At 67.3% G+C, this 20,867-nt stretch carries 12 protein-coding genes; 11 read left to right on the top strand and 1 reads right to left on the bottom strand.

Annotated elements, in window-relative coordinates:
- Nucleotides 1–174 precede the first annotated feature (174 nt).
- The 8 genes from ACEPA4_RS10495 (at nucleotide 175) to ACEPA4_RS10460 (ending at nucleotide 13,796) form a co-directional block, all read left to right on the top strand.
- Nucleotides 175–3,303, top strand: a complete 3,129-nt coding sequence (locus tag ACEPA4_RS10495) for a TonB-dependent receptor (protein ID WP_069138494.1) — start codon at nucleotides 175–177, stop codon at nucleotides 3,301–3,303.
- A gap of 130 nt (nucleotides 3,304–3,433) precedes the next feature.
- Nucleotides 3,434–4,192, top strand: coding sequence for a SapC family protein (locus ACEPA4_RS10490; protein WP_262090652.1), 759 nt, complete (start codon nucleotides 3,434–3,436; stop codon nucleotides 4,190–4,192).
- A 3-nt stretch (nucleotides 4,193–4,195) separates the two neighbouring features.
- Nucleotides 4,196–5,218 carry a cupin-like domain-containing protein gene (locus ACEPA4_RS10485; protein ID WP_262090651.1) on the top strand — a complete coding sequence of 341 codons (1,023 nt, stop codon included), beginning with the start codon at nucleotides 4,196–4,198 and terminating at the stop codon, nucleotides 5,216–5,218.
- Nucleotides 5,219–5,230: 12 nt separating this feature from the next.
- Nucleotides 5,231–6,763, top strand: a complete 1,533-nt coding sequence (locus ACEPA4_RS10480; RefSeq protein WP_139727121.1) for a tryptophan halogenase family protein — start codon at nucleotides 5,231–5,233, stop codon at nucleotides 6,761–6,763.
- A gap of 165 nt (nucleotides 6,764–6,928) precedes the next feature.
- Nucleotides 6,929–8,422, top strand: a complete 1,494-nt coding sequence (gene xylB / locus ACEPA4_RS10475) for a xylulokinase (protein ID WP_262090650.1) — start codon at nucleotides 6,929–6,931, stop codon at nucleotides 8,420–8,422.
- A 43-nt stretch (nucleotides 8,423–8,465) separates the two neighbouring features.
- Nucleotides 8,466–9,800, top strand: coding sequence for a xylose isomerase (xylA, locus tag ACEPA4_RS10470; protein ID WP_262090648.1), 1,335 nt, complete (start codon nucleotides 8,466–8,468; stop codon nucleotides 9,798–9,800).
- 31 nt (nucleotides 9,801–9,831) lie between these two features.
- On the top strand, nucleotides 9,832–11,241 hold the full coding sequence (locus ACEPA4_RS10465; RefSeq protein WP_005416600.1) for a sugar porter family MFS transporter: 1,410 nt from the start codon (nucleotides 9,832–9,834) through the stop codon (nucleotides 11,239–11,241).
- Entirely contained in the window at nucleotides 11,238–13,796 is a 2,559-nt protein-coding gene (locus tag ACEPA4_RS10460) for an exo 1,3/1,4-beta-D-glucan glucohydrolase (RefSeq protein ID WP_262090646.1), read from the top strand. Before ACEPA4_RS10465 ends, ACEPA4_RS10460 begins: the two co-directional genes overlap by 4 nt.
- A gap of 8 nt (nucleotides 13,797–13,804) precedes the next feature.
- Here ACEPA4_RS10460 and ACEPA4_RS10455 read toward each other — a convergent pair whose 3' ends face one another.
- Nucleotides 13,805–14,863, bottom strand: a complete 1,059-nt coding sequence (locus ACEPA4_RS10455; protein WP_262090645.1) for a LacI family DNA-binding transcriptional regulator — start codon at nucleotides 14,861–14,863, stop codon at nucleotides 13,805–13,807.
- Between the two features lie 92 nt (nucleotides 14,864–14,955).
- Between ACEPA4_RS10455 and ACEPA4_RS10450 the strand changes: the two genes are divergently transcribed.
- The 3 genes from ACEPA4_RS10450 to ACEPA4_RS10440 are packed head-to-tail and all read left to right on the top strand — an operon-like array spanning nucleotide 14,956 to nucleotide 20,863.
- A complete protein-coding gene (locus ACEPA4_RS10450; protein ID WP_262090644.1) occupies nucleotides 14,956–17,130 on the top strand; it encodes an alpha-glucuronidase family glycosyl hydrolase in 2,175 nt (724 codons plus the stop codon).
- A 32-nt stretch (nucleotides 17,131–17,162) separates the two neighbouring features.
- Nucleotides 17,163–19,115, top strand: coding sequence for a sialate O-acetylesterase (locus ACEPA4_RS10445; RefSeq protein WP_235646174.1), 1,953 nt, complete (start codon nucleotides 17,163–17,165; stop codon nucleotides 19,113–19,115).
- 53 nt (nucleotides 19,116–19,168) lie between these two features.
- Nucleotides 19,169–20,863 (top strand): glycoside hydrolase family 43 protein, encoded by a 1,695-nt coding sequence (locus ACEPA4_RS10440; RefSeq protein ID WP_262090786.1) that lies wholly within the window; start codon nucleotides 19,169–19,171, stop codon nucleotides 20,861–20,863.
- The last annotated feature ends 4 nt before the right edge of the window (nucleotides 20,864–20,867 follow it).

Below are 20,867 nucleotides of genomic sequence, written 5' to 3'. Positions count from 1 at the left end.
AAAAGCAAGTGTAAGTCGCGGCGTGCCCGAGCACCCGTGCTGTTCGGTTTGGAATGCGGGCCACGCCCGTGCGTGCCCCTGGGAGGGGGCGGTACATCCATTCGATCGTATGTCAGAGGGGACTTTCATGAGCACTTGCAGTTTCCGCGGCACCCTGGCCCCGAGGTCCGGTTCATGAGCCGCGCATTGGCGAAGTTCCGGTCCCGGGCCATGTTCACCTTCGTGGGTGGCGCCCTGGTCATCAATCCTGCCTTTGCGCAGGACGCAGCACCGGCGACCGGGCAGCAGCCGCAGAGCCAGTCGCAGCCCACCCAGCTCGATGCAGTGCAGGTCACGGGCATACGCAACAGCCTGAGCCAGGCCATGGACATCAAGCGCGACTCGGCGGGCGTGGTCGACGCGATCAGCGCTGAGGACATCGGCAAGTTCCCCGATACCAATCTTGCCGAGTCGTTGCAGCGCATCACCGGCATCTCCATCGAGCGCCGTGACGGCGAGGGTGCGCAGGTGACCGCGCGTGGCTTCGGCCCCCAGTTCAACATGGTCACGCTCAACGGTCGGCAGATGCCGGGTGCCGATGCATTCGGTGCCTCTGGACAGGTCGCCATCGGCGGTGTCGACGGCGGCACCCGCGCCTTCAACTTCGCGCAGCTGGCCGCCGAGGCCATCAATGGTATCGAGGTCTACAAGACCAGCCAGGCACAGGTGCCCAGCGGCGGCATCGGTGCGACGATCAACATCCTGACCTCGCGCCCGCTCGATCACGCCGGCATCGTGGCCAACGCCGGGGCGAAGCTGGTGTCCGACCAGAGCCAGCCGTTCGACAATGACCTGACACCGGAGCTGTCGGGCATCTTCAGCTACAGCAATCCGGAAAAGACCTTTGGCGTCAGCCTCAGCGCGAGCCAGCAGAAGCGCAAGGGTGGCTCGGTGCAGGCCACGGAGAACTACTGGAACGTGCAGCCGTGGACAGGGTCGATGCCGGGCAATCCGACCGTGGTCAATGCCCCGGCCGTCGGCCAGCTTTACGCGCGGCCCAACGACCTGCGCTACGCGTTCTCCGAATTCGAGCGCGAACGCGTCAATGGCCAGGCCGTGCTGCAGTTCGCACCGACGGACAGCCTGACCCTGACCGTGGATTACACCTACTCGACCAACGAGATCACCGAGAATCGCGGCGAGCAGGGCATGTGGTTGCAGAACAGCAACTACACCAACGTCGAGTTCGACACCAGTGGCGCCGTCGCGACGCCGGTCTACATCCGTGAAATCGCCGGCACCAAGGATTTCGGCCTGGAACAGCAGCGCAGCATGCAGGAATACAAGCTGGGTTCGCTGGGTTTCAATGCCGTCTGGAATGTCAGCGACCGCTTCAAGCTCAGTTTCGATGCGCACAACTCGAAGAACGAGAGCCGCCCGAATGACCCGCTCACCGGCGGTGGTTCGATCTTCATGAGCATCGCCGGCACCAACAACTGCACCCGTGGCCCGCATTGCGGTGGCTCCTGGGTGCAGGAGTTGAACTTCAACAATGGCCTGCCGGTTGGCACCCAGGTCTGGTATCCCAGCACCGCCGATGCGCTCGCCGGGACCAATGGCGTGGTCAATCCGGGCTTCCAGGAAGGCGAGGTCGGCACGCAGGTGCTGCGCGTCAACGCGCAGACCCAGATCAGCGAGATCAAGCAGGCCCGCGTCGATGGCGAATGGAACTTCGACCACGGGCGCTTCCAGTTCGGCGTGGACACCAACAAGTCCACCACCCACCGCATCCAGGCCGCCGAGGCCTACTCGACCCTGGGCGACTGGGGCGTGGCCAACGTGGACCGGGATACCGCCGCAGGCCTGATGGACCTGCTGCAGCCGGTCAGCATCGTCGGCCTGTTCGACGACTACAGTGCCAACAGCTGGCCCGCCTGGCGCGGCAATGCCGGGCAGCTCGCGCAATGGGCATCGCGCGAGTACGGCGTCGGCCTGGGTGTGAACCCGCAACGCGCGGCCGACAACTTCGTGGAAGAGAAGACCAAGGCGGCGTACTTCCAGGTGGAGCTGGACGGGGAGCTGGGTGGCATGCGCACCAACACCCGCCTGGGCGTGCGCTATGAAACCACTGACGTGGTGTCGACCTCGGTCATTGCCGTCCCCGAGTCCATCGAGTGGCAGGCCAACAACGATTTCCGCATCGTGCTGTCCGATGAGCAGCAGCCCTTCACGGAGAAGGCGCGCTACAGCTACATCCTGCCCAACCTTGATTTCAGCATCGACCTCACCGAGGAGCTGAAGGGCCGCGTTTCGTTCGGCAAAAGCATCGCCCGCGCGCCGTATGGCAATCTCTATGCGGGACCCGGGGCCCAGCAGCCGTTCGGCTCGGTGCTGATCGATCCCTCGTCGCGCGCCAGCGGCAACTCGCAGAACCCGAGCCTGAAGCCGCTGGAATCGGACAACCTCGACCTGGGGCTGGAGTGGTACTTCGCCGACGCCAGCTATGTGTCATTGACTTACTGGAACAAGTCGGTCAGCAACTTCATCGGCAACACCGTCGTGCAGGAAAGCCTGTACGGCCTCACCGACCCGACCTCCGGGCCGGATGCGCGGGCGGCGTTGGACTTCCTGACCAGTGGCGCCTGCGTCGCCCAGGTCGGGCCGGCCAATGCCGCTGCCTGCTCGGCCAACGACACCTCGCTGTTCACCGCACTGGCATTGCTGCGCAACAATCCTGCCGGCCTGGGCGCCTACAACGGCACTGATGCGCAGGTGCTGGCCACCGAAGCGGCCTACGATCTGTATGGGCAGCCCAACGACCCGCTGTACCAGTTCAACGTCAATCGCCCGATCAACCAGAACAAATCCAAGCTGCATGGCTGGGAGCTGGGCGGACAGTACTTCTTCGGCGACACCGGCTTCGGCGTGCTGGCCAACTACACCGTGGTCAAAGGCGATGTCGGCTACAACAATGGCGGTGACCCGGGCATCGACCAGTTCTCGCTCACCGGCCTGAGCGACACCGCCAACGCCATGCTGATGTACGAGAAGTACGGGTGGTCGGTGCGCCTGGCATGGAACTGGCGCGACCAGTACCTGATCCTGGCCAACCAGGGCTCCAGCCGCAATCCCTACTATGTGGAGCCGTACGAGCAGTGGGATCTCAGCGTCAACTACGCGCTGGATGACCACTGGTCCTTCAGCCTGGAGGCGATCAACCTGACCGGCGAGGATGTGCGCTGGCGCTCGCGCACCTCGCAGATGATCGTCAAGCTGGCAGACCAGAGCCCGCGCTACATGCTGGGCGTCCGCTACAAGTTCTGAGCCTGGTTGCCGATGCGTCCGGCATGGCACCACTGCCCTCCAGCGGTGCCCTGCCGGGACGGTGTCGCCGCACCTGTCGCGCCTGCGCTACGCTGCCGGCCAGCCACCCCGCACTGGACTGGATACCCTGATGGCCCGCTACGAAATGCTCAACAACATCGCGCATCGGGACCTGAGGGTCGCCACCGGATTCGGGCCGCAGTTCGGCGATGCCGTGGGCATGGTGCCGGCCTATCCCAGCGAGTTCGCCGAACTGCAGCGTGAGTATCCGATCTTCCTGCGCAGGGATACCGGGACGAAGGCGTGGCAGTCCGTGGCCCTGCTGGGTTTCGAACAACACGAGAACCTGTTCCTGCAGGACGGGCGCTGGAATGCTTCCTACCTGCCAGGCGCGGCGGCCAAAGGGCCGTTCCTGATCGGCTTCCAGGAGCACTACGTGGATGGCGTGCTCACCCAGGATTCGGTGATGCACGTGGACCTGGACCATCCGCGCGTCACCGCCGGCGCCGGTGAGCCGGTGTTCCTGCCGCAGGGCGGCAACACGCCCTACCTGGACCACATCGCCAGCGTTCTGCGCGGCATCCACGAGGGCAGTGCCTTCGCGGCCAGTATGTTCACGATGCTCGACGACTGCGGGCTCATCCAGCCGGTCACGCTCGATGTGCAGCTCGCGCCGCACCACCGGGTGAGCGTGAGCGGATTGCACGGCATCGACCGCGAGCGCCTGGCTGCGCTGGACAGTCCACGCCTGGCTGCGTTGAACCGCGCCGGTTACCTGGAAGGTGCGTACCTGATGCTTGCCTCGCTGCATAACATGCGCCACCTGATCGCCGAGAAGCAGCGCCGTCTCCGCGTCCAGGACGGCACCGCGCAGGCGGCCAGGAACTGACCGGTGCAGGCCACCCTGCCGATGGGGATGCTGGAAGGCATCGATCCTGCCGCCTTGCCACTGGCTGACCTGGTGGAGGCCGGTGAGCCGGTCGTACTGCGTGGCATCGCCACCGATTGGCCACTGGTCCAGGCCGGGCTGGGCGGGGTGCAGGATGCAATGGCGTACCTGTGCAGCGTCGATGCGGGTGCACCCATCCAGTACTCGTTCGGCGGCGCCGAGATCGGGGGGCGCCCGTTCTACAGCACGGACTTCACCCGGTTGAACTTCGAAGTGCGGCGCGGCGTGCTGGCCCAGGTGCTGGAAGAGATCGCCATGACGCTGCATGCACCGCAACCGCCCACTTACTACGTGGCCTCGCTGCCGATTGCGCGGGCGCTGCTGCCGGCATTCGCGCAGGCCAACGACGCCGGTCTGGCGAAGCAGGGCATCGACGCCACCGCCAGCATCTGGATTGGCAACCGGGTGACGGCCTCGTGCCATTTCGACACACCCGACAACCTCGCCTGCTGCGCGGTGGGGCGGCGCGAGTTCACCCTGTTCCCGCCCGCCCAGATCGACAACCTCTATCCGGGCCCGCTCGATCCCACGCCGGGCGGACAGGTGGTCAGCGTGGTGGACTTCGAACAGCCAGACTTCGATCGGCATCCACGTTTCCGCGAGGCGCTGGCGCACGCGCGCAGTGCGGTGCTTGGGCCCGGCGATGCGATCTTCATTCCCAGCATGTGGTGGCACCATGTACGCAGCCTGGAACCGTTCAACGTGCTGGTGAACTACTGGTGGCGAAGCTCGCCGGCCTGGCTGGGATCCGCGCTGGCGGCGCTGCACCACGCGATGTGGGCCGTGCGTGATCTGCCGGCGCGCGAAAAGCAGGCCTGGGAAGGGCTCTTCCGCTACTACGCATTCGGCCCTGGCGAGCGCGCGGGGCAGCACCTGCCTGACGCCGCGCGCGGGGATCTGGCACCGTTTGACGAGCAGCGCGCCCGCCGCATGCGCGCGATGCTGCTGGGCAGGCTCAACCGTTGAGAGAGGGGCACCATGTTGGATACCCAGAGCACGCCCTCAGGGCGCATCCGCAAGGTGGTCATTGCCGGTGGCGGTACGGCGGGTTGGCTGGCCGGCTGCGCGCTTGCGCACCAGTTCCGTGACCAGCTGCAGATCACGCTGGTCGAGTCCGAGCAGATCGGCACGGTCGGTGTCGGTGAGTCCACTGTGCCGCCGATCCGCACCTTCCACCGCTTCCTGCAGATCGACGAGCAGGAGTTCCTGCGCGCGGTGGCCGGCACCTTCAAGCTGTCGATCTCGTTCGAGAACTGGCGCCTGCCGGGCGATCGCTTCTTCCATCCGTTCGGCACCATCGGCCATGGCACCTGGGCGGCCCCCTTCCATCACTTCTGGCTGGACAGCCTGCGCCGCGGCATGCCCTCGGACCTGGGCGACTTCTGCCTCGAGAGCATCGCCTCGCGTGGCGACCGCTTCTCGCTGCACACCCAGCCGCAGGCCAGCTATGCGTATCACTTCGATGCCGGGCTGTATGCGAGGTTCCTGCGCGGCAGGGCCGAGGCCCACGGCCTGCGCCGGATCGAAGGCCGGATCGCCCAGGTCAGGCAGCACGCGCACGACGGGTCGGTGCAGGCGCTGGTGCTGGACGACGGCCAGGTGATCGAGGGCGATCTGTTCATCGACTGCACCGGCTTCCGCGGCCTGCTGATCGAGCAGGCACTGGGCACCGGCTACGAGGACTGGCACGAATGGCTGCCATGCGACCGGGCCGTGGCGGTGCAGACCGAAGCGGTGGCGCCGCCGGTACCCTATACCCGGGCGATCGCCCACGAGGCGGGGTGGCGCTGGCACATCGCGCTGCAGCACCGCGTTGGCTGCGGGCTGGTGTATGACAGCCGCCATCTGTCCGATGACGAGGCCGCCGCGAAACTGTTGCGCGATGCCGGGGCTCCACCCTTGCGCGATCCATGGAAGGTGCCGTTCCGCAGTGGACGCCGGCTGAAGGCCTGGAACAGGAACGTGGTGTCGCTCGGGCTGGCCAGCGGCTTCATCGAACCGCTGGAGTCGACCAGCATCCATCTGACGATCAGCGCGGTAGTGCGCCTGATCCAGCTGTTCCCGTTCGACGGCATCAGTGCGTCGCTGGTGCAGCTGTACAACGATGTCAGCCGCCAGGAAATGGAGCACGTGCGCGACTTCATCATCCTGCACTACCACGCCACGCAGCGCAGCGAACCGATGTGGAAGGCCTGTCGCGAGATGCGCGTGCCCGAGTCCCTGCAGCAGCGGCTGCAGGCGTGGCGCGAGCGTGCGCATGCGTGGCAGGACCCCGGCGAGCTGTTCCGCGTCGAATCCTGGACCAGCGTGCTGCTCGGGCAGGGCATCGCGCCCGGTCCTGCGCACCCGCTGGCGCAGGCCGTGAGTGATGTCGATCTGCGCACCTTGTTGAAGGGCATCCAACGGCCTGTGCAGCAGGCCGCCGCGCAGATGCCGGCGCAGGCGGAGTTCATCGCGCAGTACTGCAGGTCCGGCGTGGACGTGTGGCGTTCGACGGCAGCAAGCGCGTAGCAGGCTTTTGCGTTGCTGCACGCTTTTTCCGCTGCAGCTGGTTACAGTGCGGCAACACCGCTGGCGATGACGCGCGCGGTGGCAACGAGGGGGCCGGACACCACGCCCCCTTTTTGAGTCCACGAAATGTTAGCGCTACCTTTTTGTTGATCGGAGGCGGTTTCGATGGGTCTGGTTGCAGGGATCGATGCAGGGACGCAGAGCCTGAAGGTGCTGGTCTATGACCCGCGGAAGCAGGCGGTGGTGGCCTCGGCCAGCGCGCCGCTCGCGCTGGACAGCGGTGCCGACGGCAGCCGCGAACAGGCGCCGGCCGACTGGGTGTCGGCCCTGCGCGACTGTTTTGCCCGGATCGATCCCTCGCTGCGCGCACGCATCGTCGCGCTGGCGGTATCGGGGCAGCAGCATGGGTTCGTGCCGGTCGATGATGCTGGCGAGGTACTGGCGCCGGCCAAGCTGTGGTGCGACACCAGCACCTCGGTCGAATGCATCCAGATCATGGACGCCGTGGGTGGGTTCCAACGGACCATCGCGCTGGCGGGCAATCCGATCCTGGCCGGCTACACGGCCTCCAAGCTGCCCTGGACCCGGACCCACCGTGCCGACGCCTATGCGCGGCTGGCGACCATCCTGCTGCCACACGACTACCTGAATTTCGTGTTGACCGGGCAGCGGTTCTGCGAGCTTGGCGATGCGTCCGGCACCGGCTGGCTGGACGTGCGCACACGCACATGGTCGCAGGAACTGCTGCGCGCAACCGATCCTGATCGTGATCTTGCTGCCTGCCTGCCGCCGATCGCTGCGCCCGATGCCCTGTTCGATATCGCGCCGAAGGCAGCCGCCGAGTTCGGGCTGCCGGCGGCCGTGAAGATTGCCGTGGGCGGCGGCGACAACATGATGGCAGCGATCGGCACCGGCTGCGTCACGGAAGGGCGGCTGGCGATGAGCCTGGGAACCTCCGGAACGCTGTTTGCGTATTCCGGCTCGCCGGTGATCGATCCGGATGGCGCGTGGGCGGCGTTCTGCTCGTCCACGGGGGGCTGGCTGCCGCTGATCTGCACCATGAACTGCACCGTGGCCACCGAACGCGTGGCCACCGCCTTCGGTTTCAGCAGCCGCGACGGTGACGCGCATCTTCGCGCAACGCCGTCCGGGGCAGGGGGCCTGGTGATGCTGCCGTTCCTCAATGGCGAACGTACCCCTGACCTGCCGCTGGGCAAGGGCGTGCTGGCTGGCCTGGACATTGCCAATTTCACCCCGGCGCATGTGTACCGCGCCGCCATGGAGGGCGCGACCTACAGCCTGAAGTACGGCTACGACGCCTTCGTCCGCGCGGGCATGCAGTTCGATCGCATCGTGCTCACCGGCGGTGGCAGCAACAGCGCTGCCTGGCGTCAGCTGGTGGCCGATGTGTTCGGCCTGCCGGTGGAGGTCCCGATGCAGGCCGAAGGCGCGGCGTTTGGTGCGGCACTGCAGGCGTTGTGGGCGCTCGCCCGGGCGCAGGGAGAGGCCACGTCGATCTGCGACATCACCGCGCGCCACGTCACCGTCGATCCCGCGCTGTCCGCACGGCCGGATCCGGCCCGCAGCGATGCCTATGCACGGGCCTACGCACGCTTCCTCAGTCATCTCGATGCCATCACGCCGCTGCAGCGCGGCTGATGACTCCTCCACGACATCCCGCACAACGACAGGAGCACGCACCATGAGCACGCAGCCCTTCATCGGCGCCAAGGAATACTTCCCCGGCGTCGGCCGCATTCCGTTCGAGGGCAAGGGCTCGGACAATCCGCTTGCCTTCAAGGTCTACGATGCCAACCGGGTCATCGGTGGCAAGACCATGCAGGAGCATCTGCGCTTCGCCGTGTGCTACTGGCACACCTTCTGCAATGCCGGGCACGATCCGTTCGGCCCGGGCACCCGGCAGTTCCCGTGGGAGGCCGCCTCGCCACTGGCCACGGCCGAAGCAAAGGTGGACGCGGCGTTCGAGTTCTTCACCAAGCTGGGGGTGCCGTACTGGTGCTTCCACGATATCGACCTGGCGCCGGATGCCGACGACATCGCCCAGTACCAGAAAAACCTCTCGCATATGGTGGGCCTGGCCAAGGCGCGCCAGGAGGCCACCGGCGTCAAGCTGCTGTGGGGCACGGCCAACCTGTTCTCGCACCCGCGCTACATGAACGGCGCATCGACCAATCCCGACTTCGCGGTGGTCGCGCGTGCAGCCGTACAGGTCAAGGCCGCCCTGGAGGCCACGGTCGAACTCGGTGGCGAGCACTATGTGTTCTGGGGCGGGCGCGAAGGCTATGCGTCGCTGGCCAATACCCAGATGAAGCGGGAGATCGAGCATTTCGCGCGCTTCCTGACCATGGCACGCGACTATGGCCGCGGCATCGGGCTGAAGGGCAACTTCCTGATCGAGCCCAAGCCGATGGAGCCGATGAAGCACCAGTACGACTTCGACAGTGCCACGGTGGTGGGCTTCCTGAAGGAACACGGGCTGGACAAGGACTTCAAGCTCAACATCGAGGCCAACCACGCCACGTTGTCCGGCCATACCTTCGAGCACGACCTGCAGGTCGCGTCCGATCATGGCCTGCTCGGCAGCATCGATGCCAACCGCGGCAACGCACAGAACGGCTGGGACACCGACCAGTTCCCCAGCGATCTGTACGACACCGTGGGCGCAATGCTGGTCGTGCTGCGCCAGGGCGGGCTGGAGGGCGGGTTGAACTTCGATGCGAAGGTGCGCCGTGAGTCGACCGACCTGGAGGATCTGTTCATTGCCCACATTGGCGGCATGGATGCGTTCGCACGCGGGCTGGAGGTTGCCCATGCACTGCTGACCGAGTCGCCGTGGGAGCAATGGCGTGCGCAGCGCTACGCAAGCTTCGATTCCGGCGCCGGCCAGGATTTCGAGCGTGGCACGCTCAGCCTGCCGGACCTTGCGGCACTGGCCGCCCGCCTCGGCGAACCGCGCCAGGCCAGCGGCAAGCAGGAGCGTTACGAAAACCTGCTCAACCAGTACCTGCTGCGCTGAGCGCGGCCACGGTGCACTCAAGGGGATGGGGATGAACCAGGCAGCAGGCAGCGGTGAGAACACGCGGCTGATCGTACTGATCAGCGTGGTGGCGACGATTGGCGGTTTTCTGTTCGGCTTCGACAGCGGCGTGATCAACGGTACCCAGGATGGCCTGCACCAGGCGTTCCGGTCCGGTGAATGGATGCAGGGGTTCGAGATCGCGTCGATGCTGCTGGGCTGTGCGGTGGGCGCGTTCAGTGCAGGCCGGCTGGCCGATCGCCTGGGCCGCCGCAACGTGCTGATCCTGTCGGCAGTGATGTTCCTGCTGTCGGCACTCGGTGCCGGGGCGGCGGTCTCGTCGGCCTGGTTCATTGCCGCGCGGGTGGTGGGTGGATTCGCGGTCGGCGCGGCCAGCGTGATCTCGCCGGCCTACATTGCGGAGGTCGCTCCGGCCCGTTACCGCGGACGCCTGGCTACCGTGCAGCAGATCGCGATCATCACCGGCCTCACCGCCGCGTTCCTGTCCAACTACCTGCTGGCGGCCGCAGCGGGCGCGTCGACCGAACCGCTGTGGGGCGGGCAGGCCGCCTGGCGCTGGATGTTCTGGATGCAGGCCGCGCCATCACTGGTGTTCCTGCTGCTGTTGCTGACCATTCCGGAGAGCCCGCGCTACCTGGTGGTGAAACGACGCAAGGACGACGCCCTGCGGGTACTGACCCGGCTGCTGGGCAGCGACAAGGCCAGGGCCACGCTCGAGGAGATCGATGCCTCGCTGTCCAACGACCATCATCGCCCGCGACTGTCGGACCTGAAGAGCACGCTGACCGGGCGGATCCGCCCGATCGTGTGGGTCGGCGTCGGGCTGGCCTGCTTCCAGCAGCTGGTCGGCATCAACGTGGTGTTCTATTACGGCGCCGTGCTGTGGCAGGCGGTCGGCTTTTCCGAGAACGACGCACTGCTGATCAACGTGCTGTCCGGCGCACTGAGCATCGGCGCCTGCGTGGTCACCGTGCTGCTGATTGACCGGATCGGCCGCAAGCCCCTGCTGTGGTTCGGCTCGGCCGGGATGTCGCTGTCGCTTGCACTGGTGGTGGTGGCGTTTGCCAGCGGTTCGCTGGCCGACGGGCATCTGCAGCTGCCCGGCCGCATGGGCACGCTGGCGCTGGTGGCGGCCAATGCCTACGTCGTGTTCTTCAATCTGTCCTGGGGGCCGGTGATGTGGGTGATGCTGGGCGAGATGTTCCCGAACCAGATCCGGGGTTCGGCACTGGCGGTCGCCGGCGCGGCGCAGTGGACCTCCAACTTCGTGGTCACGGTGACGTTCCCGATGCTGCTGGCCGCGGCAGGGCTGGCAGCCACCTACGGCATCTACCTGGCCGCTGCCGTGATCTCGGTGATCTTCGTCGTCCGGCATGTGCACGAGACCAAGGGCAAGGAACTGGAGCAGATGGAAGGATGAGCGCCATGACATCGCAGACCTTCGTAAACCGCAGCGGCGCGCTGGTCGCCGCACTGATGCTGGGATTGCTCGGCTGCCGCGGCCAGGACCGGGCTGCCGCCGCCGCAGCCAACGACAACGATCCCTGGCCGGAGGTCACCTGGCCGCTGGCTGCGGACCCGGCACTGGAGAAGCGCATCACCGACCTGATGGCCGGCATGACGGTGGAGGACAAGGTCGGCCAGCTGGTGCAGGGTGACATCGCCAGCGTCACCCCCGACGATGTGCGCCGCTACCGGCTCGGCTCGATCCTGGCCGGTGGCAACTCCGATCCCGATGGCCGCTATGACGCGTCGCCGGCCGAATGGCTGGCGCTGGCCGACGCCTTCTACGACGCCTCGATGGACACTTCGAAAGGCGGCAAGGCCATTCCGCTGCTGTTCGGCATCGATGCCGTGCACGGGCAGAGCAACATCATTGGCGCCACGTTGTTCCCGCACAACATCGGGCTGGGCGCCACGCGCAATCCGGGGCTGCTGCGGCAGATCGGTGGCATCACCGCGCTGGAGACCCGCGTCACCGGCATGGAATGGACGTTCGCGCCGACCGTTGCCGTACCCCAGGATGATCGCTGGGGACGCACCTACGAAGGCTACTCCGAATCACCGGACGTGGTGGCCAGCTATGCCGCCGCCATGGTGGAGGGATTGCAGGGCAGGGTGGGAACGCCGGAGTTCCTCGATGGCCGCCATGTGATCGCCTCGGTGAAGCACTTCCTGGGCGATGGGGGCACCACTGACGGCAAGGACCAGGGCGACACCCGCATCAGCGAGTCAGATCTGGTGCGCATCCACGCCGCCGGATATCCGCCGGCAATCGCCGCCGGCGCGCAGACCGCGATGGCGTCGTTCAACAGTGTCAACGGCGAAAAGATGCATGGGCACCGGCATTACCTCACCGATGTGCTCAAGGGCCGCATGAACTTCGGTGGCTTCGTGGTGGGTGACTGGAATGGTCATGGACAGGTCAAGGGCTGCACCACCACAGACTGCCCGGCCACGATCAACGCGGGCCTGGACATGGCGATGGCCTCGGACAGCTGGAAGGGGTTCTACGAGACGACGCTGGCTGCGGTGAAGGATGGGCGGATCACGCCGCAACGCCTGGACGATGCGGTGCGCCGGATCCTGCGCGTCAAGTTCCGCCTTGGGCTGTTCGAGGCCGGCAGGCCATCCACGCGGGCCGTCGGCGGGCAGTTCGCATTGATCGGCGCGCCGGCACATCGCGCGGTTGCCCGGCAGGCCGTGCGCGAGTCGCTGGTCCTGCTGAAGAACCAGAACGGCCTCCTGCCGCTGTCGCCGAAGCAGCGGATCCTCGTGGCCGGCGACGGTGCCGACGATGTCGGCAAGCAGGCCGGCGGCTGGACGCTCAACTGGCAGGGCACCGGCACCACCCGCAAGGACTTCCCCAATGCGGACACGATCTACGAGGGCATCGCGCGCCAGGCCAGCGCGGCTGGTGGTGAAGCCGTGCTTTCCGTCGACGGTCGCTATGCAGTGAAGCCCGATGTGGCGGTGGTGGTGTTTGGCGAGGACCCCTATGCCGAGTTCCAGGGAGACCGGCCGACGCTGGCCTACAAGCCCGGCAACGAAACGGACCTGGCGCTGCTCAAGCGGCTCAAGGCCGATGGCATACCGGTTGTCGCGGTCTTCCTGAGCGGGCGGCCGCTCTGGGTGAACCGGGAAATCAATGCCGCCGATGCCTTCGTGGCTGCATGGCTGCCGGGCTCGGAAGGCGCCGGAATTGCCGACGTACTGCTGCGCGGAAGCGATGGCCGCGTGCAGCACGATTTCAAGGGCAAGCTCAGTTTCAGCTGGCCGCGCACCGCCACCCAGTACGCCAACAACGTCGGCCAGAAGGACTACGATCCGTTGTTTGCGTTCGGCTTCGGCCTGACCTACGCCGACAACGGCGACCTGGCCGCGCTGCCGGAGGCATCGGGCGTGACCGGCAACGAAGGCGCGACCGGCGTCTTCTTCGCGCGTGGTGACGCAGGCCCTGGCATGGCACTGCGGCTCGAGGATGCCGCTGGCCAGGGCCTGACCGTGACCCGCGTACCGGACGCATTGCCCGATGACCGGCTGAAGATCACCGGCGTGGATCATCTGGCGCAGGAGGATGGGCGACGCCTGGCCTGGTCGGGCAAGGGCGAGGCCGTCGCTGCACTGCAGTCGCACACGGCGCTGGACCTGCAGCGCGAATCCAACGGCGACCTGATGCTGCTGACCACGCTACGGGTGGACGCAGCCCCGAAGGGTGAGGCGTGGCTGTCGGTGGGCTGCAGTGCGGGCTGCTCGGCGCGCGTCGCCATCGGGCCGGCGTTGGCGGCGCTTCCACAGGGCCAGTGGAAGCGTGTCGGCGTGCCGCTGAAGTGCCTGGCCAGGGCGGGTGCAAGGATGGACGCGATCGACCGACCGTGGTCGGTGGTGACGGGCGATGCGATGACGATCTCGGTGTCACGCGTCGCGCTGGGTGCGCTGAACGAAGCCGAGGTCACCCTCGGATGCGGAGCATGATGCCTGCGCTACCGCCGCCGGGGCGGCGCGGCGACCGAATCGCGTGCGATCAGCCGATGCGGCATCACATGATCGCGCAGCACCGTTGCGTCCGCCGCCGGACGGCGGATGGTGCGCAGCAGGATGTCGACGGCCGCGTTGGCCATCGAGGCGATGGGCTGGTGGATCGTGGTCAGTTCCGGCCACACGGTGGTGGCGGCCGAGGTGTCATCGAAACCCACGACCGACAGGTCGCGCGGCACTTCCAGCCCGCGCCGGTGCGCGACGGAGATGGCGGCAGCGCCCATGTCGTCGTTGCTGGCGAAAATCGCGGTCGGTGGGCGGCGTTGGGACAACAGCTTTTCGGCGGCAGCCAGGCCGGACCGGTAGGTGTAGTCACCGTGCTGGACCAAGCCAGGATCCACCGCCAGCCCGGCCTCGCGCAGGGCGGTGACGAAGCCGTCGTAGCGGAGCGCACTTGCGCTCAGGTCATCGCGCCCACGGATGAAACCGATGCGGGTGTGTCCCTGCCGAAGCAGGTGATCGGTCATTTCCTTGCCGGCACTGAAATCGTCGATGCGGACGCAGGACAGGGCCTCGCTCAGGCGCCCCGATGCGATGGCCACGACCGGAATGCCTGCCTTGACCAGTTCGCTTACGGCGGCCTGCGATTCGCACAGGGGTGGCGGCAGGATCACCCCGTCGACGCGTCCGGCGAGCGCACGCGCCGCCCTGCGTTCGGATTCGGCATCCAGGTTGTCCCAGTAGTCGATGACCAGCTGGATGGCGGAACTGGAGGCGACGCGCAGCAGGCCCACCAGCAGTTCGCGCAGGTAGGCGCCGCTGGGGTTGGTGTAGATCAGCGCAATGCGCGTGTGCTGTGCGGCGGCCAGCGAACTGGCGGCAAGATTGGGTGTATAGCCGAGCTCACGCACGGCGCGCAGCACGCGCTCGCGGGTGACGTCGCGCACCTTGCCCTGGTTGATCACCCGCGATACGGTCATCGGCGAAACGCCGGCAAGGGTCGCAACCTCGTCGATCGTCACGCCTGCGGTTCTGCGGCGAACCGATTTCTTCGGCTTGTCCAATGCACGATCCCTTTGTTCTTGGTGGCGCTGCCGCGCGGGTGCGAAGGACGATGATGCGCTGCCCCGGGCCCGAACGTAGTTTACAAAGGCGCATGTTAACGCCGTTGTTGCGTGCTGTCGGCACGCGCCTGTGCGCCGTGCTCGCACTGCTGGCCTGTGCTGGCGGGGCACGGGCGGAAGATGGCTACAGGCTGTGGATGCGCTACCAGCCGGTTGCCACAACGGTCGCTGCCGTCTACCGGCGGCAGCTGGCCGAAGTGGTGGCCCCGGATCGCACGCCGATGCAGCGCGCCACCCGCGACGAGCTTGCGCGCAGCCTCCCTGGATTGCTCGGAGCGGCGCCGCCAATGCGAACGGCAATCACTACTGACCATGCCCTGGTGCTGGGTACGCCGCAGTCTTCGGCGCTGGTTGCCGCGTTCGGCAACGAGATCGCCACATTGGGCGACGAGGGCTTCCTGATCCGGCAGGTCCGGACCGGGGGGCGCGATGTGCTGCTGGTGGCGGCACGCCGGGATGTCGGCGTGCTGTATGGCATGTTCCACCTGCTGCGCCTGTTGCAGCGTGGCATGCCGCTGCAGGGCCTGGACGTGCGGGAGTCGCCGCGGGTCGCACTGCGCGTGCTCGACCATTGGGACAACCTGGACCGCTACGTCGAGCGTGGCTATGCGGGCAGCTCGCTATGGGACTGGCAGACGTTGCCGCAATGGCGTGACCCGCGCTACACCGACTACGCCCGTGCCAACGCTTCGCTCGGCATCAACGGCACCGTCCTCAACAACGTCAACGCCAGTGCGCTGAGCCTGTCGCCGGGCTATCTGGCCAAGGCCGCCGCGCTGGCTGACCTGTTCCGCCCCTATGGCATCCGCGTCTACCTGAGCGCACGCTTCAGTGCGCCCATCGAGCTCGGCGGCCTGGCGACGGCTGACCCGATGGATCCCGACGTGCGGCGCTGGTGGCGCGACAAGGTCGATGAGATCCATGCGCGCATTCCGGATTTCGGCGGTTTCCTGGTCAAGGCGAACTCGGAGGGGCAACCCGGCCCGCAGGATTACGGTCGTTCCCATGCCGACGGCGCCAACCTGCTGGCCGACGCGCTGGCGCCCTACAACGGCGTGGTGATGTGGCGGGCCTTCGTGTATTCGCACGAGGTCCCCGAGGATCGCGCCAAGCAGGCGTACAGCGAGTTTGTCGGGCTGGACGGCGCCTTCCGGCCCAACGTGATCGTGCAGGTGAAGAACGGCCCCATCGACTTCCAGCCGCGCGAGCCGTTCCATCCGCTGTTCGGCGCGATGCCACGCACGCCGCTGATGATGGAACTGCAGATCACCAAGGAATACCTGGGTTTTGCGACGCACCTGGTCTACCTGGGAACGCTCTACGAGGAAGTGCTGCAGGCCGACACGCATGCCCGTGGCGAAGGCTCCACGGTTGCCCGCGTGGTCGATGGTTCGCTGGAGGGCCACGCACTGACCGGTATCGCCGGCGTCGCCAACATCGGCATGGACCGTACCTGGAGTGGCTCGCACTTCGACCAGGCCAACTGGTACGCCTTCGGCCGGCTGGCCTGGAACCCGCAGCAATCCGCGCGCGCGATTGCCGAAGACTGGGCAGCGTTGACGTTCTCGCCCGACCCGCAGGTGACCGGCCCGATCGTGCGGATGATGATGGACTCGCGCGAGGCGGCAGTGGATTACATGACGCCGCTGGGCCTGCACCACCTGATGGCACGCGGCCATCACTACGGCCCCGGCCCCTGGGTGGACGGAGGCCCACGTGCGGACTGGACGTCGGTGTACTACCACCGCGCAGACAGCCAGGGCATCGGTTTTGACCGCAGCGCCGGCGGAAGCAACGCAGTAGGCCAGTACGCCCCGCAGGTCGCCGAGATCTACGGCGATTCCGCGCGGGTGCCCGAGTCGCTGCTGCTGTGGTTCCATCATGTGCCGTGGGACCGCCGCATGCGCTCGGGCAGGACGCTCTGGGATGAGCTGGTCGGGCGCTATTCGCGCGGTGTGCGCCAGGTGCGCTCGATGCAGGACACCTGGGCAGCCCTGCGCGACCGGATCGATCCGCAGCGGCATCGGCACGTCGCGGCGTTCCTGCAGATCCAGCACGATGAAGCGCAATGGTGGCGTGACGCCAGCGTGGCGTACTTCCAGTCGCTCAGTGGCCGCCCGCTGCCCGCCGGCGAACAGCCACCGCCGCAGCCATTGTCGTACTACCAGGCCTTGCAGTTTCCGTCCGCACCGGGGGATGGCCGATGAGCAGGTTCGGAGCAGTCGGGTGTGCGCTGTTGATGATGGCTGCGGCAGTGGTGGCGATGCCGGCCGCGGCGCGGGAAACGACGGGATTGCTGCATCCGCTGTTCAGCGATCACGCCGTCCTGCAGCGTGACCGGCCCATTGTGGTCTGGGGGCACGCAGGCCCTCGGCAGCCGGTTTCCGTGACGTTTGCCGGGCAGGCGGTAAGCACCCGGGCGGACGCCGCAGGCGGCTGGCAGGCAACGCTGCCCCCGGTGGCCGCGGGCGGTCCGCACACGCTGGAAGTAAGCGCCGGGACACGTCGGGAGATGGCGCGCGATGTGCTGGTCGGCGACGTATGGCTGTGTTCGGGCCAGTCGAACATGGAGTTGCCGGTGTGGCGCTCGCTCAACGCAGCCAGCGAGATCGCCGCAGCCACGATGCCACGGATCCGGCTGTTCACCGTGCCGCAGCACGCCGCCGTGCAGGCACAGGAGAGCTTCAACGGCAGCACTGCCTGGACATCGGCAACGCCTGATACGGCGCGCGATTTCTCCGCCACCTGCTTCTACTTCGCGCGCGAACTGCAGCGCACGGTCGACGTGCCGATGGGGCTGATCGAGGCAGCGTGGGGTGGCTCGCGGATCGAGGCCTGGACCAGCGTTGGTGCGCTGCGCGGGCAGGGCGGCCTGGACGAGGCCCTCGATATCCTCGCGCGGTCTGCGCGTGATCCGCTGGAGGCACGCGCAGCCTGGGGCCGCTACTGGCAGCACTGGTGGGCCACACGCGAGGGCACGCTGCCCGGCGACGCCCCATGGCGCGCGGATGCCGATGACCGAGGATGGTCGCGCGCACCGGCCACACTGGGCGCATGGGAGCGTTGGAACGTGCCCGCGCTTGCCGATTACAACGGTATGGTCTGGTATCGCACGCAGGTGGTGCTGAGCGCTGAACAGGCTGCACGCGGCGCCACCCTGGAGCTGGGATCGGCCGACGAGGCGGACGTGACCTGGGTGAACGGCGTCTCCGTGGGCAGCCAGTACGGCACCGGCGAGAGGCGCTACCCGTTGCCCAGCGGCCTGCTGAAGGCAGGGTCCAACAGCATTGCGGTCAACGTGCTCGACACCTACGGTGAAGGCGGCCTGGCTGGCCCCGCCACGGCATACGGCCTGCAGTTCGACAACGGCGATCGGGTGGCACTGCAGGGTCCGTGGAAGTACCGGGTGGCGCCGGGCCAACAGGCGCCGCCATTCGCCCCCTGGCAGGCCGCCACCGGGTTGTCGACGCTGTACAACGGAATGATCGCACCGCTCGGCGCTTTCGGGCTGCGCGGCATGCTGTGGTACCAGGGTGAATCGAACACCGGTGATGGCGCGGCGTACGCGGCGCGGTTGCGTGCGCTGCGCGACGATTGGCGGCGTCAGTTCGGTGCGCGCACGCCACTGCTGCTCGCGCAGCTGGCCAGCTATGGCCAGGCACCGGTTTCGCCCGCCGATAGCGGTTGGGCGCAGGTGCGCGAGGCGCAGCGGCGCGTCGCAGCCGAGGATGCGCAGAGCGGGCTCGCCATCGCCATCGACATCGGCGATGCCTACGACATCCACCCGCCGAACAAGCAGGAGCTCGGGCGCCGCCTGGCGCGCGTGGCCCGCCACGTGGTGTACGGCGAGCAGGATCTGGCACCGTCAGGTCCGCGGGCGGTAACGGCCGTGCGGACGCCCACGGCCGTGGCCATTGCGTTCGAGGATGTCGAAGGCGCGCTCACCGCAAGCGGTTCGCTGCGTCCGATCGGCTTTGAACTGTGCGAGGCCAAGGGCCATGCGCGCCACTGCGAGTACGCCGACGCCGAACTGGATGCGCGCCGGATCCTGCTGCGCGGCCCACGGTCGACGCACGCAACGCACGTCCGCTACTGCTGGGCCGATGGCCCGGTGTGCACGCTGCGCGATCGCAGCGGGGCGCCGGCCGGCCCGTTCGAACTTCCCATTGCCGAAGCCGAGGCCCGACGATGATGACGTTGTCCACGCAGTCCCCTCTGGCCCGCGACAGGGCCGGCCTGAGGTCGATGGCGCGCCGCCTGCTGGGGGCGTTGTTCCTGCTGTCGGCCGCTGCCACCCGGGCCAGCGCGCCGCCGGACGCTCCGCCGGTGTACTTCGACTGGTTCGAGTACCGCGGCGATGACCAGGCGTTTGAAGTGCCGCTGCCGGCCGGCCATTACCGCAATCCCGTCCTGGCCGGCTTCCATGCCGATCCCAGCATCGTGCGCGCGAACGCCCGGTTCTATCTGGTCAATTCCAGCTTCACCTACTTCCCGGGCATTCCGGTGTTCGAGAGTGCTGACCTGGTGCACTGGAAGCAGATCGGCAATGTGATTGACCGCCCCACGCAGCTGGATTTCGACGGGCTGAGCGTCTCGCGCGGCATCTTTGCCCCCACAATCGAGTACCACGACGGGGTCTTCTACGTGGTGACCACGGCCACCGACAGCGGCGGCAACTTCATTGCCACTGCGCGCGACCCGGCCGGGCCGTGGTCCGATCCGCACTGGCTGCCCGGCATCGATGGCATCGATCCATCACTGTTTTTCGACGACGACGGCAAGGTGTACCTGATCAACAACGATGCACCGCCCGGTCCGCCGCGCTACGACGGGCACCGCGCCATCTGGATGCAGCAGATCGATCTGGCGGCATTCAAGCCGGTCGGGCCACGCCGGGTGCTGGTTGATGGAGGCGTGGAGCCAGCGAAGAATCCGATCTGGATCGAGGGACCGCACATCTACAAGCGGGAGGGCTGGTATTACCTGTCCGACGCTGAAGGGGGTACCGGGCCGCAGCATTCGCAGGTGGTGCTGCGCAGCCGCACGGTGTGGGGACCCTACGTTGCCTATGCGGGCAATCCGATCCTGACCCAGCGCGAACTGCCGGACGACCGTCCGCTTCCGATCACCAATGCCGGCCACGCCGACCTGGTCGAAGGCCCGGATGGCTCGTGGTGGGCGGTGTTCCTGGCCAGCCGCAACTATCAGAAGCGCCACTACAACACCGGGCGCGAGACCTACCTGTTGCCGGTGCGCTGGCAGGATGGCTGGCCGCAGATCCTGCCGACCGACCAGGCCATTCCCTACGTGGCCGAGGCGCCGTCATGGATGCAGGGCGAGGCATCGCAGGCCCCGTCGACCGGCAATTTCGTGGCGCGCGACAATTTTGATGGCCCAGCGCTCGATCGCCAGTGGCTGCGCGTGCGCGTGCCCAGGCATGCCTGGGCTGACCTGCACAAGCGCCCCGGCATGCTGGCCGTGCACCCGCTTGCCGAGGATCTGGACACGTTGCGCAATCCGGCATTTCTTGGCCGGCGCCAGCAGCACCTGCGCTTCGAGGCGAGCACCGCGATGACCCCGCCAGCCCCCGGTGTCGCCGCCGGTCTGGCGGCGTTCCAGAGCGAGGCGTACTGGTACTTCCTCGGCGTTCGTGACCTTGGCGGGGGGCGCCTCTCGCTCTTCCTCGAAGCGCGTGACGGGGGTGGCAGCACGCGGACGCTGGCCAGCCATGACGTGCCGGCGTCTGCAGCGCTGCGCCTGAAGATTGCCGGCAACGAGGGCGACTACGCGTTCTCGTTCGACACCGGCGACGGGCAGGGCTGGCAACTGCTCGCAGGCGACGTGGACGGCACCGTTCTGAGTACGGACCGGGCAGGCGGCTTCGTGGGCGCACTGCTGGGTCCCTTCGCGCGCGACGAGCGCACCGGGAGAAGCAAATGAGACT

Origin of the sequence: Stenotrophomonas sp. P2112, from assembly GCF_041897515.1 — a bacterium.
In the GTDB taxonomy this organism is placed as follows: Bacteria; Pseudomonadota; Gammaproteobacteria; order Xanthomonadales; family Xanthomonadaceae; genus Stenotrophomonas; species Stenotrophomonas sepilia.
The sequence above is the reverse complement of the archived record's forward strand: the minus strand, read 5'-3'. Positions and strand labels throughout refer to the sequence as shown.

Coding starts and splice junctions, on each gene's coding strand:
- ACEPA4_RS10460 (WP_262090646.1), top strand. CDS start 11,238: ATGAGCGCCATGACATCGCAGACCTTCGTAAACCGCAGCGGCGCGCTG.
- ACEPA4_RS10495 (WP_069138494.1), top strand. CDS start 175: ATGAGCCGCGCATTGGCGAAGTTCCGGTCCCGGGCCATGTTCACCTTC.
- xylA (WP_262090648.1), top strand. CDS start 8,466: ATGAGCACGCAGCCCTTCATCGGCGCCAAGGAATACTTCCCCGGCGTC.
- ACEPA4_RS10465 (WP_005416600.1), top strand. CDS start 9,832: ATGAACCAGGCAGCAGGCAGCGGTGAGAACACGCGGCTGATCGTACTG.
- ACEPA4_RS10490 (WP_262090652.1), top strand. CDS start 3,434: ATGGCCCGCTACGAAATGCTCAACAACATCGCGCATCGGGACCTGAGG.
- ACEPA4_RS10440 (WP_262090786.1), top strand. CDS start 19,169: ATGGCGCGCCGCCTGCTGGGGGCGTTGTTCCTGCTGTCGGCCGCTGCC.
- xylB (WP_262090650.1), top strand. CDS start 6,929: ATGGGTCTGGTTGCAGGGATCGATGCAGGGACGCAGAGCCTGAAGGTG.
- ACEPA4_RS10480 (WP_139727121.1), top strand. CDS start 5,231: ATGTTGGATACCCAGAGCACGCCCTCAGGGCGCATCCGCAAGGTGGTC.
- ACEPA4_RS10445 (WP_235646174.1), top strand. CDS start 17,163: ATGATGGCTGCGGCAGTGGTGGCGATGCCGGCCGCGGCGCGGGAAACG.
- ACEPA4_RS10450 (WP_262090644.1), top strand. CDS start 14,956: ATGTTAACGCCGTTGTTGCGTGCTGTCGGCACGCGCCTGTGCGCCGTG.